The sequence below is a fragment of the Buttiauxella gaviniae ATCC 51604 genome, assembly GCF_001654835.1.
Classification (GTDB): Bacteria; Pseudomonadota; Gammaproteobacteria; order Enterobacterales; family Enterobacteriaceae; genus Buttiauxella; species Buttiauxella gaviniae.
Genome location: NZ_LXEP01000003.1, coordinates 262908 through 277176, shown reverse-complemented (window position 1 = coordinate 277176; position 14269 = coordinate 262908). Strand labels below are relative to the sequence as shown.

The window sequence follows — 14269 nt, the reverse complement described above, 5'->3', positions numbered from 1 at the left end:
CGAAATCGACGAATGTTCACAGGTTATTTCTGGGCGCGCCATGCGCCCACGGCCGGATCACGCAATTGCGGACGCAGGGAGTCAATCAACAGCAAGGTAATAGGCGTATCTGGCGCAAGCCATGCCGACCATACTTTGCGTACTTGGTTTAATCGCGCCTGAATTCCAGCCTCATCAACCGTCATTTCACGCGGAACTTCAACAGCCACGGTTCCGGTGGCTTGCCAGCCATTTAGCTCGGAGTTATAGGGCAAAATCATCCAGCTCTGCGGCGCGTGTTCATTACTGACGACCATGCGTTCATTGTTCAAGCTTGTGATAAGCAGGCTGTCAGAACCCGCATCGGCGCTCAGTCCACTGACCGGGAAACCATGCACGAAGGTCATCTCATTGCGTTTTTCACCGTGAATACCGCTTTGAATGATTTCACTACGTCCATTCAGCCAGCCGCCGTTTTCACATTTCCCGTTGGGGATAAACATTGCCGAAGCATTGGCGTCACCTTGCCAGAAGGTGCGCAGATGGCAGCCATCCTGCAACGTAAACTCTTGCCATGGCGTGCGGTCTGCTAATGGCGAGCTCTCATTGGAAAGTGGCAGTGTGTTTGGTTCACCTGAAACTACCGGCGCAACAATGACTGCCCAATCACTGTTTTTGGTCGCAGTGCCGACGGCAAGCGTCTGGCCTTGCGGATCTTCCAGTTTCCAGCTCACCAGTTGAACAGAGTTACACTGGCTTTCCAGCAAGGTGCCAAGACGCGGCATAAAAACGTTGAGCACAGACGGATTTTTATCACCATTGGCTACGATTCGTAAGGGGAGTTCAGTAGCACACCAGCTCTGTGGCGTGTTGTTTTGCACATCATCTATCCAGACATCCAGCTTTTGCGAAGGAGACTGAACGATACGATAGTTCCCAGCCCATACGGTTGTAGATGCCAGCAACAGCGCCAGACCCGAAAGCCAGAGTTTCATAGAAATCCTTGTTAGCCGAGCAATATTAAATAAAAGGCCGTGACACAAAATGCCTTTGATTAATCAATAATCCAGGTGCCGCTGTTAGCGTTCTGACAGGCTTTGCTAGCGTCATCGACGGCAACACAAGTCGTTTTCTTAGAAGCCTTACGCGGACGTGGGCGATCTTTTTTTAGCGCCTGGGCATACAATTCACTTTTGACCAGAGCGCGTGCAGGAACATAGCCCAACATTTCTTGTTTATCTTGCTCTGCAATCGCGAGCCATTTGTTCTCGACCTCGCCAAGCACGGTATAACTTTGTCCGTTTTCAAGGGTACTTATCACTTTCCCACCAAAATCCGGCTTGCTCAAAATAGAGCCCGAATAGAGTGCCCGATAACTGGCGTTAACTGGGGTAAACTCTTGTGGCGCGGCTACAGCGTAACGGTGTGTGAGGGTGACGCCATTGATTTCACTAGTCACGATAGTATCGTCCGTCATTTTTGGCGGCGGTGCTTTACAACCCACTACAGTGGCAATAACAGCAAGGATCAACAGGCTTCGCAATTTCATCGTAACTTTCCCTGAAAATATGATTCAAACCTGGTCGCCGGGAGGAGGTAAAAATGGCGAAGAAGAAATCCAGGAATCTGAAGAATTATTCACACTGCTTATACATAGTAACTTCAATTTTACATCGCTTGATTCACAATTCAATGCTGATGTAACTGATTGACATCATTAAGTGTTAAGTGGGTCAAGAACAGGGTCTGCAATGATAATTCACAAGCTGAATGTTATATGCTTAAAGCTAACCAGTAGCATATATTATAAAACATGATTTCAATTTTAGGACTGAGTATGACGATGGAACCGTTATTGCCTAATATCTGCGATTTTATTGCACATGTTTCGCCACTTAACACGCTCCCGGTGGAGGCGCAAAATGAAATCGCGCGCTCCATCAGCATTAGCTATCTGGCGGTTGGCGAGACGCTGCCTTTCGATATTGCGGCTGTTGAGCGCTATCTCTACATCGTACGTACCGGTTCGCTTGAGCAACGCTGGAGCGATGGGGTGCTACGTGCCCGTCTGGGGCCAGAAGACCTGTTTGGTTTCACCTTCCTTGAAGGGATTCCGGGTAACCCTGAAGATTGTTACAACGTCACTGCTATCGAAAACACGCTGCTCTATCAAATCCCACACAGCGTGTTGAAATCGATGCTGCAAAAATATCCCCAATACGCGACACACTTTTCGATTAACGCTCATGAACGCCTGAATTGCGCGATGGACGTCGTATGGAGCGATGAAGACAAAGGTATGTTTGTGCGTAAGGTTGCGGATCTGGCGAGCAACACGATTTCCGTCGTTGATGCTATAACGTCCATACAAGAAACGGCCAGGCAGATGCGCTGGGTCGATCGCTGCTCAACGGCAGTGATAATGGATGATGATAAAATCATTGGCATCATCAGTGACCGGGACATGACGCGACGCGTAGTGGCGGAAGGTTTTGATATTTCACGCCCGGTTAGGGATGTGATGACCGCTGCACCGATAACTGTTTCATCTGGTGATCTGGTGATGCATGCGGTGGCGCTGATGATGCGCCACGGTGTCAGTAGCTTGCCGGTAGTTGATTGTGAAAAACCAGTTGGCCTACTGACGGCTTCGCATTTGGTGCAGCATCATCGCGTGCAGGCCATTTTCCTGATCGAGCGTATTAACCACTGCCAATCTGTCGATGAACTAGCCGTTCTTAAAGTTGAACGCCAGGCAATATTCGAAGCGTTGGTGGAGGGGAATTTGCGCAGTGGCGTGGTTGAAATGGTGATGTCGATGCTGATGGATGCCTTCACCCGCAGGTTAATTGAACTTGCCCTCAGCGAGTTTGGCGAGCCACCTTGTGAATTCTCATGGATAGTTGCAGGCTCGCACTCCCGAAATGAAGTTCATGTTCATTCCGACCAGGATAGCGCGATTATTTTGCCCGACAGTGCAGGTATTGAAGAGCAAATGTGGTTTTTACGCTTTGCCCGATTTGTTTGCCTGGGGCTTGATGAGTGTGGCTATCCATTATGCACAGGCCATTTTATGGCTTCTGAGAGCCGTTGGTGCCAGCCGCTGTCGGTATGGCAAGCCTGTATTCGCAAATGGGTCACTAACCCGGAATATACGCAGCTATTGAATGCCACAGTATTTCTGGAAACGCGCGCATTTTACGGCAACACCTGGCTGCATGATGCATTCCAGCAATCCTTGCTGAACGATATTGCGGCTCATCCTGGCTTCTTACGTTCACTCACCCGTGATTCGGCCAATACTTCGCCGCCACTTGGTATCTTTAACAATCTGGTGCTGGAAAAAAGTGGCAACGACAGTAAGACACTTAACATCAAACGCTTTGCACTAACGCTTATCATCGACTTGTCGCGGATATACGCGCTGGCAGCAGGTAGCAGTGAAACCAACACCGAAGCGCGTTTCCGTGCCGCACGCGATAAAGGATTAATGTCACCCGGTGGGTGTACTGACATCATTGATGCTTTTCATTTTTTAACCCGGCTGCGTTTTAACCACCAGTTGTCGCAGCTGCGTAAAGGTATTACCCCCGATAACCAGATTGACCCGCGTGAGTTTGGCAGCTTTGAGCGCAAGCATCTGAAAGATGCCTTTCGAATTATTGCCCGCCAACAAGAGCTGGCCCGTATGCTTTTTGTGAAGGGGTAATAATGAGTTTTCTATCGCGTATTTTTCCGCCTTCACGAGAAAATCGTTTGCAGACCGAGCGCGAGCAATGGCTGCGTGTGCCAGGCCTGAGTCATGCATTGAAACGCCTATTAGAAACCCCATTGCCGGATTTCAACGCGACCGTAACTGATGTTCCCTGGTTGGTGTTTGATTTTGAAACCAGCGGGCTTGATGCCACTACGGATTGTATTTTGTCGATTGGCAGTGTGGTTGCCGAAAAAGGGCAAATCGGGCTTGCGAGCGCCCAGCACCACTATATTTCCACCGGTAATCCAGTGAATGCGTGTAGCGCGATTATCAATCACATCACCCCGGAAATGCTGCGCGAGGGCATTGCCCAGGATGAAGCAATGGAGGCTTTGTTCGCGAGCCTTACGGGGCGAGTGGCAGTGGTTCATGGCCGAATGGTTGAGCGGGCATTTATTAACGCCTGGCTATTTACGCGTTACGGGCGGGAAGGGCTGCCCTTATTGTGGATTGATACGCTGGAGCTTGAACGACGTCATCAGCAAGCGGCAAGACGCATGCAGAATGACTTGCGGCTATCGAGTATTCGCCGTGATTACCATCTTCCTGACTATCCGGCACATCATGCATTGTGCGACGCGGTGGCGACAGCAGAAGTACTACTGGCCCAGATCCGTGCGCGCTCGCATAGCCATGATTTGCCGTTGAAAGCGTTTTTGTGCGATTGAAGTAAAATCTGGACTGAAGCCAGGCTTTACCTGGCTTGTGATGGGTATCGTGATTGGAATGGTGAAGACTCGATTCTATAAGCGTTACTTCAGCGCTTTTCCCTGAGTGTTAATGACTCCCGCCCGATTAAGAATATTTTCTATTTCAACCTTCATATCTTCAGTTAACGGCGTGGCCGGTGGCAACGAATACACCGGGATATTCAGGCCTACCAGGCGCAGGGCATATTTCACCGCGTTGTAAAACGGCAAGTCCATACTATAAAGCGGTGGTATCCATGACAGCGATTGTTGCAATTCAATGGCCCGGGAAAGATCTTGTTTGCGCCATGCATCAAGGATCCCACAGGTCAGTTGCGGGGCGAAGTTCGCGCTGGCAGGGATGCAGCCATCACCACCAAGGATCAATGTTCCCAGCAGGTATTCATCGTAACCGGCGAATATCGCAAAGTCGGGTCTGTCCGCTTTCACTGCGTGGATGGTTTCACGAATATGGGACAAGGTATCAACGGTATCTTTTAGCCCGACAATATTTGGGCAGCTTAGCGCCAGCTCGCGAATAACATGCACCGGGATAGCCTGGCCTGTCAGGGCGGGGAAGTTATACAGAATAATTGGCAACTCAAGCGCGCTGGCGATGGTTTTGTAATGACTCAGCAGATTTGCATCACTTAATGGGTTGTACCACGGGTTGACCACTACCACGCCACTGGCACCCAGTTTTTGGGCATGAAGCCCAGCATCAATAGTCTGTTGCGTGCCACAGTGGGCAATCCCTATCAAAACGGGTTTTCTACCTGCAACCTTTTTTATACAAAACTCTGCAACCTGTGCCCGCTGTGCTTCAGACATATGGGCAAATTCCCCGGCGCTGCCGAGAAAGAACAGGCCATTAACAGGCGATGAGACCAGGTGTTCAATTAACATTGCCTGTGCGACACCATCAAATTCACCATGCGCATCAAACAATGTGGGAACCGGGGGGATAACACCACTAAAACGAGGTTGCTTCATTAGCTACTCCTGCAGGTTTTTGAGTTTATTGTCCGTGAAAAGCTCATTGCTTGAATCTGTGAATGGCATTAATTGTAGCGGAACGAGAGATTGTGAAAGCCGATTATGTCGCATTACTGAACTGTTGTTTTAATTACGTACAATCATCGTTCGGGGAAAGGGTTTGCGACCATCTGGAGATGATGGCCGCAGGTAAATCAATATGCGAGGTGGTGTGAAATTGATAACAATCAGTGCTCAAGCATCTCATGGACAACCTGTTCTTTGGACAAGTTGTATTGGTAAAACGTCGGCCAGTTATCCATCTCATTAAGTAAGGATTGTTGTGAATCATTACCCATGAATATATGGAAATGTTCGGATTTACGCGGGGAGATAATATGGTCGCTAAATTGCACGTATTTAGGTGCTTTTGATTGGCTGTCTTTGCATTCAAACAGATAGCGCACACCTTTTTTCCCTGAAGTGTAAGTCAGGATTTTATGACCTGCGTAAGTGTACTGGCAGGAGTTTACCGTGTCACCGCGATGGAATTCGATGACGTTATTCTCGATGCCAATCATATCAATATCAGTGGCATAGCCTTTCTTGTAATACTCTTTATATTGCGCCGCAGTTTTGCTGCTGTCGTTGCGCGCTTTTTTCTCCATCACCACATCTAAGTCGCCGTTTAACAGATAAGGATTGACTGACTGCCACACCCCATCCCAATCGCTTAATGCGCGGTCCTTCACCTGTTTATTTTCAAATACGCCTTCACTGGCTTTGCGCTCTGCTTCAGATAGTGGGGTGCCATGCGTATGGCTGTGTGCAAATGCATTTGCGCTACTCAGTAACATGCCCATGCTAAGAACCATGGTGGTAATCCGTGCGGTCATCAGTCTCTCCGTTGGTGTTTCAGATAATGAGGGGATGTTATAACATAACAATATCGAGATTCAATATCTTTGCACATAAAACCGGAGTGGCAGGTCAGTACTTTTGCTTAATGATATTTGCCAGACGTACAAATGACGGGAGCATATCGATATCTTTGATGCTGGCAAACCCAACTAATAACCCTTTGGATTTCTGTTGATTAAAGTAATAGCGGGACAACGGTCTGACTAAAATGCCTTCTGCATTCGCCTGTTTTGCAATCTGCATGTCATCTGCGTCGGGCGGAAGTTGAATAATCAGATGCAGCCCGGCATTGCTGTTGAAATAACCCAGATACTCTTCACCCAAATGCTGCTTAATTAGCTCAACCAGTTGGTTGCGGCGTTTGCTATATAACTGACGCATTTTGCGAATGTGCGCGGCGTAATATCCTTCTTTGATGAATTCAGCCAGGGCTGCCTGTATGACCTGATGGCCACTACGGTATAGCTCGTTATGTACCTTTTTCAACGGGGCGGCTAAGGGTTTGGGTAACACCACGTAACCCAGTCGTAGCGCAGGATATAGAGTTTTACTGAAGGTGCCGATGTAAATAACCGGGCTATCTTCTTCGAGCCCCTGAAGCGAAGGAATGGGCTGGCCTGAGAAACGAAACTCGCTGTCATAATCGTCTTCTACAATCCAACTGTGGAACTCCCGCGCCTGGGAAAGTAATAACTGGCGACGCGGTAAACTCATTACTGAACCCAGTGGGTATTGATGCGAAGGGGTGACGAAAATCAATTTCGGCTTTTCAGCCGGCGATGCTTGCGGAACCAGGCCCTGGTCATCGACCTCAAGTGCTGAAATACTCACTGCGTTCATGCGTAAGATATTTTTAATTCCCCAATAACCGGGTTCTTCAATCCAGGCATGATCACCTGGGTTACACAACGTACGAGTGACTAAATCCAGCGCCTGATGAATACCTTCGGTTATCAATATTTGATCGGTTGAGCATTTCACACCGCGCGCGGTACGCAGATAATCTGATAGCGCAGCCTTTAAATCCTCCAGCCCACCAACAGCATCGTAAGTCAGGTATTCGGGGTTTAAGCGCCTGGAGATACGGTCATAAATCTTCTTAAAAGTCCGATGCGGGAAGCTGTTTACATCGGGCACGCCAGGAATAAAGTCCCCCCATTGTGCAGGGCTGGCACTGGCGTTCTCAAGCAGTTCAAGGCCGCGTAGCGACAGGCTCGAGCGGTCTTCAGGTTGGGAGGTTTGGATTGTTCTCGCAACTTGTGTGTTGAGGTTATCCAGCACACTTTCGGTGACAAAAGTGCCGCTGCTGGTGCGCGTCGAGATATAGCCTTCAGCCTGCAACTGCTCGTAGACCCGCAAAACCGTATTACGCGACAGCACCAATTCGCTGGCCAAATCGCGCGAAGGCGGCATCCGCGTGGCCGGACGAAGACTCCCCTCAAGAATGCAATTACATATCGCAACATAAAGTTTCTTATGAAGTTTCTCGGCAGGTGTCTGGCTAAATGCCTGCTTAATCACATCTACGGCAAGTGAACGCATTTGGATCCTAATAATAAAACGATTTGGCACTCGATTCAGGTACCAGATACTGTCTAAATGGATCTCGTAATTCAACCTGTAAATCTGTTTTGTGTGCGAGGGATAAAAAAATGAGTAATAACGAACTCCATCAACGTCGTCTGGCTGCTACTCCACGTGGAGTAGGTGTGATGTGTAATTTCTTTGCCCAGACGGCAGAAAATAGCACCATCACGGATGTAGAAGGGAAGCAATATATCGATTTTGCAGCGGGTATCGCTGTGTTGAACACCGGCCATCGCCACCCGCGCCTGGTACAGGCCATTGAGCAGCAACTCCATTCATTTACGCATACCGCTTATCAGATTGTCCCTTACGAAAGTTATGTGTCACTGGCGGAAAAAATTAACAAAGTGGCTCCGATTTTTGGGCCTAAGAAAACGACATTTTTCACCACCGGCGCTGAAGCAGTTGAGAACGCCGTAAAAATCGCCCGTGCCCATACTGGCCGCCCTGGCGTGATTGCTTTTAGCGGTGGCTTCCACGGTCGTACCTATATGACTATGGCGTTAACCGGCAAAGTGGCTCCCTATAAAATCGGCTTCGGGCCATTCCCTGGCTCCATTTATCATGTGCCGTATCCGTCGCAGCTGAACGGTACTTCGACTGATGATGCGGTGAAAGCCATTGAGCGACTGTTCAAGTCCGATATCGAAGCCACCCAGGTTGCAGCGATTATCTTCGAGCCAGTGCAGGGAGAAGGGGGCTTTAATGTAGCGCCACCTGAATTTGTGGCTGCGATTCGCCAGATTTGTAATACCCACGGCATTGTGATGATTGCCGATGAAGTACAAAGCGGATTTGCCCGTACCGGTAAAATGTTTGCCATGGACCATTACGCGCATCAAGCCGATCTCATGACCATGGCGAAAAGCCTGGCTGGTGGTATGCCACTATCAGGTGTGGTGGGTAGAGCGGAAATCATGGATGCACCAGCACCTGGCGGTCTGGGTGGTACTTACGCAGGTAACCCGCTATCGATTGCTTCGGCTCATGCGGTGCTGGATGTGATTGCGGAAGAAAAACTGTGCCAGCGTGCTGACACATTAGGTGAGCGTCTGACAAAAACCTTGCTTGATATTAAAGAGAATTGCCCAGCATTAGCTGAAATTCGCGGGTTGGGTTCGATGATTGCCGCTGAGTTTTATGACCCATCAACAGGTGAGCCATCTGCCGCTATTGCCCAGCAGATTCAAAAACGAGCATTAGAGCAGGGGTTACTGCTACTGACCTGCGGTCAAAATGGCAACGTGATTCGTTTCCTCTATCCGCTTACTATTCCGGATGCTCAGTTTGACCAGGCATTAGATATTATTAAGAACGCGACGCAATTGTGAGACTACAGATGATTGAATTAAACAATGCAGACTTGCTGCTAACTACCTGTCCGCTTGATGGTGAGTGGAGTAATGCACTGTCTGGTAAAACAGCTCCAGTTTTGAATGCTGCGACAGGCGAGAAAATCGCCGAGGTTCCTTTTATGGGGCAGGCCGAGACTGCGCAGGCAATTACTGCGGCTGAAGTCGCGCAAAAAGAGTGGAAAAAACAGACTGCGGCAAGTCGGGCCAAAATTCTGCACAGTTGGGTGAGCCTGATTCACGAAAATAGCGAAGATCTAGCCCGATTGATTACCCTCGAAGGCGGCAAACCGCTTGCTGAAGCGCGGGGTGAAATTAACTATGCTGCTTCGTTTATTACCTGGTTTGCTGAAGAAGCCAAAAGGGTGGATGGCGTCTTGTTGCAGCCTACCAGTGCCGATCAGCGTTTTATCGTTTCCAAACAGCCGATTGGCGTTTGTGCAGCCATTACGCCATGGAACTTCCCGGCGGCGATGATTACCCGCAAAGTAGCTCCGGCACTCGCGGCGGGTTGTGCAATTATCGTCAAACCGGCCGAGCAAACACCGTTAACCGCACTGGCACTGGCGAAACTGGCAGAAATAGCGGGTCTACCGGCAGGGTTATTGCAGGTCATCACGGGTGATGCAAAAGAGATTGGTGGCGAGCTATGTCGCAACGCCACGGTTCGTAAACTCAGCTTCACGGGTTCAACCGAGACAGGGCGCTTATTGATGGCGCAATGTGCACCAACGATTAAGAAACTGTCGCTTGAACTGGGTGGGAACGCACCGGTTATCATTTTCGATGATGCTGATATCGATCTTGCCGTTAAAGGCATCATGGCGTCCAAGTTCCGTAATAGCGGCCAGACCTGCGTTTGCGCTAACCGTATCTACGTACAGAGCGGAATTTACCAGGCGCTGAGTGTTGAGTTGGTCAAAGCGGTTGAGGCACTGAAAGTCGGTAACGGCATGGATGATGGGGTCACTCAGGGGCCACTCATTAATGCTAAAGCGATTGAGAAGGTTGAGCTTCATATTAGCGATGCTCTGGATAAAGGGGCCACGGTGTTAACGGGTGGGCAAAAACATGCTTCCGGTGGGAATTTCTTCTCGCCAACGGTCGTGGCAAATGTCACGCAAGAGATGCGTTTTGCCAGAGAAGAGACATTCGGCCCGGTTGCTCCGCTATTTAAATTTGAAACTGATGATGAAGCAGTGAATTACGCCAATGACACGGAATTTGGCCTGGCTGCTTATATCTTTACCCGTGATGCGAAACGCCAGTGGCAAATTCCGGAAGCACTGGAATATGGCATGGTGGGAGTGAATACCGGGTTGATTTCCAATGAAGTGGCGCCATTTGGCGGGATTAAACAATCAGGTCTCGGCCGTGAGGGTTCCCGCTTTGGTATTGATGAATACTTAGAAATGAAATACGTCTGTGTGAAACTCTAAACCCTTCATAGTTCGCGCCGCAGTAGCGTTGGTTGCACTCACAACCCCAGTCACTTACTTGTGTAAGTGACTGGGGTTTGTTTTAACACGAATTATTTTGGGTTACTTCTGCGCACCATAGATCGGATTAGCGCAAGAGACAGCCGACTTTTCCTCTGATCTGTTCACCCCAGATTGCCCCAAAAAACTGCTCACCTGCGAATGTTGCAGTCATGCTCACGATCTTAACAATTATGTGACATTAGCCATATACATATAACATATTATGTTTTATAAAATATGAACACTGCCTGCCCTTATGCCACATAAAGAGAAAAGATATGGAACAGACGACAGACAAAGAAAATCTGCAACATCAGCCAGTTAAAGGCGAGCAATTCAACCGCTCGATAGGGCTGATGTCTAACTTCGCGCTGGGATTTACCTACCTCTCACCACTGACAGCGGTTTACTCGCTGTTTGCGCTGGCGGTAACGCTTGCCGGGCCACCGGCGATCTGGTGGATTCTTATCGTTGCCTGTGGCCAGCTGCTGGTGGCACTGGTATTCGGTGAAGTTGCATCCCAATATCCAATTACCGGCGGGTTATACCCATGGGCAAGAAGGTTATGGGGGAAAAAATATGCATGGATTGCAGCCTGGATTTACCTGTGGGCTTTAGTCGTCACCATTACCTCTATCGCTGAATACACCTCCACCTTTGTTGCGTCGTTATTTCACTACGCAACCAGTGCAGGCAACATGATGCTCACATCTGTCGTGCTGCTGCTGATAATGATGGGCGTGAATATGTCCGGGACGAAGAATTTAGCCCGCGTCGCCAAAATTGGCTTCTGGTGTGAAATAGTCAGCGTCATTGCGTTAGGTATCTATCTGTTAATCTTCCACCGTTCACAGCCATTCTCTGTGGTATTTGACTCAATGGGTGTTCTGGCATCCGATGGTAATTACACCACTGCATTTATGTCTGCATCGCTGATGGGTTTGTTTATGTTCTTTGGCTTTGAAGCTTGCGGTAACGTGGCTGAAGAGGTTAAAAACCCAGGTAAGAAGATTCCAATCGCCATGATTCTGAGTATTGTCTTTGGCGCAATTTCCGCGGTGATTTCGATTCTGGGTTATCTGCTCTCATCCCCGGACTTGATTAATATTGTGAACGGTAAAATTGCTGACCCAATTCCAATGATTCTGAACCAGGCGCTGGGTGAGACAGGTGCAACCATCTTTATTGTTGTCGCTATTATTGCCATGCTCTCTTGTATTCTGTCCCTTCAGGCTGCATTAAGCCGTCTGATATTCTCCTTCTCCCGCGATAAGATGCTGCCGGGTAGCGAGTGGATGTCCAAAATCTCTAAACATAGCGTGCCGGATAACGCCATGATGGTGAGTTGTTTATTACCAGTGATTATCTGTGTCTGGGTCTACTTCCAGCCGGATAGCCTGGCGCGTATCACGGCCTTCGCTGTTATTGGAATCTATATTTCATTCCAGATGGTTGTACTGGCGGCACTGCGTCAACGCCTGAAAGGCTGGAAACCAGCAGGTGAGTGGACTGTGGGTTCATGGGGGTTAATCGTAAACGTTCTGGCATTAGCCTATGGCCTGTGCGGTATTTGGTTACTGGCACAACCGGCCGCAGGTGAAAGCTTTATTGACCGCTGGACGGTATTGGTGGGGCTTGCGATTGTCATCATCTCAGGACTGCTTTACATGTTCATCACTAAGCCGTTTGGCCGTTCGAACGCACCAGAAAATGATGCGATTGAGTATGCGCGAAAGCTAAGCGCTGAACAGAACTAACACATGCGTATTTTAGGGAGGATTAACGCTACATGCTAATCCTCCCTAAATTTATTTAGCCTGATACAAATTAAAGTAATCATTCTCAAAGACAATCTTCGCCACACTGATATCCAGCAAATCGCCCACCCGGAAACGAGGATGTGTTGAAAAAACAATCCTGCTGTCTTTGTTGGTCAGAATGACTTTATTATCAGCGGCGTAAGGTAATAACTCATCCTCAACACGACTGACCAGCAAATCTATTGCAGCCACTCCTAAGAATTGCTGATTAAAATAAACTGGTACAGCACTGGTGATGGTGTAAGAAGTATTACAAATATAGTCGACGTAGGGGCCATGAATAAATGCGTTACCGACAGCTGGGGCTTGCTTAAACCACTCAAAGGTTCTGAAATCCAGACGCTGTTGCGTGGCCTGGTCTAAATCAAGATTCACCTGTTTTACACCATCAGCTTTCTTATACCACCACTCGAGCAGCCAAAACTCTTTATTACTTCCTGAGCCTTCGATATGGCTGGCGAAGCCAGCGCCGGAGCAGTAAACATTACTGTTTAAGGTCGCTTTGATGTGATCCTGAATGGTTTTTCTGACGGAAGGCTCAAGCAAATGCTCCAGATTAACATCCTCAATTTCTGCCAGCGAAGTTTCAATATTGCGGGCAAGCAAACCGGTGGATTCAATGGTGGAGTTAATGATGCTATCAATTTTTTGGGTTAGGGCATGGAGTGATGTTGTTAATAGCATATTTATGCCTATTTTTATAGTTTGTCAGGTTGCACTATATTTCAATTTATTTTCTATCAGATAGAAAGTAAACGTATCGATTAGCTTTTTGGCGATGTTAACTGACTCGGATTCATTGTGTGAAGACAGCGTGTTAATTAACGTGGTGTATAGCTCAACAATCTCACGGTGGATGTTTTCTGAACGGAATAAAATAGCCACCAGTGACGACCATTCGGACTGCAAAATGAGCTCTTGGTTAGCGAGACGCGCTGACTGAGAACAGGCGGCTATAGCTAACAAACAACGCATATCAGCCTGAGTGCGTGCTTCAGGTGATGTCGCAGAATTGAGTACTTCAACAAATTCACGTAGGCGAGTGATATCTGCGTTCGTCATACGACGCGATGCCAGACGTGTACTGTGGCTAATAATAGCGCAATGCATTTCACCTAAATCCGACAAGTAATCGGTACTTAGGGTCTTAAATGGATTAAGAGTATTACTGAATTCCCAGACTTGCTCGCAAACAAAACTGCCGCCATTACGCCCACGAACAGTGTGAATTAAGTTGTTGGCACGCAGCGTATTTAACGCTTCGCGGATGGTGATGTGCGAAACCCCCATCATTTTTGCAAGGTCGGCTTCATTCGGTAATTGCTCATTTGCCTCAAGCAACCCGGTAATAATGGCATTTGAAAGACGCTGAACTATCTGATCGGAACGGCTGGCCTGGCCTATTGGCGCGAATATCACCGCATGAGTAATCATAATTTTCCCTGGTGAGATAATCCTTTAAATAGTTCACTGAACATAGCATACAACCCCTTGTTAATGAAGGAATGCTTAAGTGTTGATGCTGGTCCACATGCAACATGTGTCGCTCGTTTTGAACCTTTCCATCGCGCTTTATGAACGCTGCGCAATTGCACATTAAAATATCACTTCGAAATGGGATGTATATCATATTGTTAGTAAAATGTTATTGAACTCGCGCCATATAAAACATATTACATAATATAGTTTATGTTTTAACGAGCGGAGA

12 protein-coding genes are annotated in these 14269 nt (G+C 48.2%); 5 read left to right on the top strand and 7 right to left on the bottom strand.

Annotated features, from left to right (window positions below):
* Positions 1-23: 23 nt before the first annotated feature.
* Together M977_RS01735 and M977_RS01730 are read right to left on the bottom strand one after the other, a co-directional pair.
* Positions 24-974, bottom strand: coding sequence for a hypothetical protein (locus M977_RS01735; RefSeq protein ID WP_064511822.1), 951 nt, complete (start codon positions 972-974; stop codon positions 24-26).
* 59 nt (positions 975-1033) lie between these two features.
* Positions 1034-1528 (bottom strand): SH3 domain-containing protein, encoded by a 495-nt coding sequence (locus M977_RS01730; protein WP_064511821.1) that lies wholly within the window; start codon positions 1526-1528, stop codon positions 1034-1036.
* Positions 1529-1816: 288 nt separating this feature from the next.
* Here M977_RS01730 and M977_RS01725 point away from each other — a divergent pair, with 288 nt between their 5' ends.
* Both M977_RS01725 and M977_RS01720 read left to right on the top strand, forming a co-directional pair.
* Complete coding sequence (locus M977_RS01725; protein ID WP_064511820.1) at positions 1817-3688, top strand: putative nucleotidyltransferase substrate binding domain-containing protein; 1872 nt, start codon at positions 1817-1819, stop codon at positions 3686-3688.
* A 2-nt stretch (positions 3689-3690) separates the two neighbouring features.
* Positions 3691-4404: an exonuclease domain-containing protein gene (locus M977_RS01720; RefSeq protein WP_064511819.1), complete on the top strand. Its 714-nt coding sequence runs from the start codon at positions 3691-3693 to the stop codon at positions 4402-4404.
* Positions 4405-4488: 84 nt separating this feature from the next.
* Here M977_RS01720 and M977_RS01715 read toward each other — a convergent pair whose 3' ends face one another.
* From M977_RS01715 to pdxR, 3 genes are all read right to left on the bottom strand, one after another.
* Positions 4489-5418 (bottom strand): dihydrodipicolinate synthase family protein, encoded by a 930-nt coding sequence (locus tag M977_RS01715; RefSeq protein ID WP_064511818.1) that lies wholly within the window; start codon positions 5416-5418, stop codon positions 4489-4491.
* Between the two features lie 230 nt (positions 5419-5648).
* Entirely contained in the window at positions 5649-6296 is a 648-nt protein-coding gene (zinT, locus tag M977_RS01710) for a metal-binding protein ZinT (protein WP_064511817.1), read from the bottom strand.
* A 94-nt stretch (positions 6297-6390) separates the two neighbouring features.
* The gene (gene pdxR / locus M977_RS01705; protein ID WP_064511816.1) at positions 6391-7863 is read right to left on the bottom strand and encodes a MocR-like pyridoxine biosynthesis transcription factor PdxR; all 1473 of its coding nucleotides are present in this window, start codon (positions 7861-7863) and stop codon (positions 6391-6393) included.
* A gap of 110 nt (positions 7864-7973) precedes the next feature.
* On the opposite strand from pdxR, the gene puuE reads away from it, so the two are divergent.
* The 3 genes from puuE to M977_RS01690 all read left to right on the top strand — a co-directional run bounded on the left by puuE (position 7974) and on the right by M977_RS01690 (position 12498).
* Positions 7974-9239: a 4-aminobutyrate transaminase gene (gene puuE / locus M977_RS01700; protein WP_064511815.1), complete on the top strand. Its 1266-nt coding sequence runs from the start codon at positions 7974-7976 to the stop codon at positions 9237-9239.
* A gap of 11 nt (positions 9240-9250) precedes the next feature.
* Positions 9251-10699, top strand: coding sequence for an NAD-dependent succinate-semialdehyde dehydrogenase (locus M977_RS01695; RefSeq protein WP_064511889.1), 1449 nt, complete (start codon positions 9251-9253; stop codon positions 10697-10699).
* Between the two features lie 320 nt (positions 10700-11019).
* Entirely contained in the window at positions 11020-12498 is a 1479-nt protein-coding gene (locus tag M977_RS01690; protein ID WP_064511814.1) for an APC family permease, read from the top strand.
* A 51-nt stretch (positions 12499-12549) separates the two neighbouring features.
* On the opposite strand, the gene M977_RS01685 is transcribed toward M977_RS01690, so the two are convergent.
* Positions 12550-13245 (bottom strand): cache domain-containing protein, encoded by a 696-nt coding sequence (locus M977_RS01685; protein ID WP_064511813.1) that lies wholly within the window; start codon positions 13243-13245, stop codon positions 12550-12552.
* A gap of 24 nt (positions 13246-13269) precedes the next feature.
* Positions 13270-13995, bottom strand: a complete 726-nt coding sequence (locus M977_RS01680) for a FadR/GntR family transcriptional regulator (protein WP_064511812.1) — start codon at positions 13993-13995, stop codon at positions 13270-13272.
* Positions 13996-14269 lie beyond the last annotated feature (274 nt).

What these genes read in the sequence shown, in the direction of transcription:
- M977_RS01735 (WP_064511822.1), bottom strand. Translation starts at nt 974, where the DNA reads ATGAAACTCTGGCTTTCGGGTCTGGCGCTGTTGCTGGCATCTACAACC.
- M977_RS01730 (WP_064511821.1), bottom strand. Translation starts at nt 1,528, where the DNA reads ATGAAATTGCGAAGCCTGTTGATCCTTGCTGTTATTGCCACTGTAGTG.
- M977_RS01725 (WP_064511820.1), top strand. Translation starts at nt 1,817, where the DNA reads ATGACGATGGAACCGTTATTGCCTAATATCTGCGATTTTATTGCACAT.
- M977_RS01720 (WP_064511819.1), top strand. Translation starts at nt 3,691, where the DNA reads ATGAGTTTTCTATCGCGTATTTTTCCGCCTTCACGAGAAAATCGTTTG.
- M977_RS01715 (WP_064511818.1), bottom strand. Translation starts at nt 5,418, where the DNA reads ATGAAGCAACCTCGTTTTAGTGGTGTTATCCCCCCGGTTCCCACATTG.
- zinT (WP_064511817.1), bottom strand. Translation starts at nt 6,296, where the DNA reads ATGACCGCACGGATTACCACCATGGTTCTTAGCATGGGCATGTTACTG.
- pdxR (WP_064511816.1), bottom strand. Translation starts at nt 7,863, where the DNA reads ATGCGTTCACTTGCCGTAGATGTGATTAAGCAGGCATTTAGCCAGACA.
- puuE (WP_064511815.1), top strand. Translation starts at nt 7,974, where the DNA reads ATGAGTAATAACGAACTCCATCAACGTCGTCTGGCTGCTACTCCACGT.
- M977_RS01690 (WP_064511814.1), top strand. Translation starts at nt 11,020, where the DNA reads ATGGAACAGACGACAGACAAAGAAAATCTGCAACATCAGCCAGTTAAA.
- M977_RS01685 (WP_064511813.1), bottom strand. Translation starts at nt 13,245, where the DNA reads ATGCTATTAACAACATCACTCCATGCCCTAACCCAAAAAATTGATAGC.
- M977_RS01680 (WP_064511812.1), bottom strand. Translation starts at nt 13,995, where the DNA reads ATGATTACTCATGCGGTGATATTCGCGCCAATAGGCCAGGCCAGCCGT.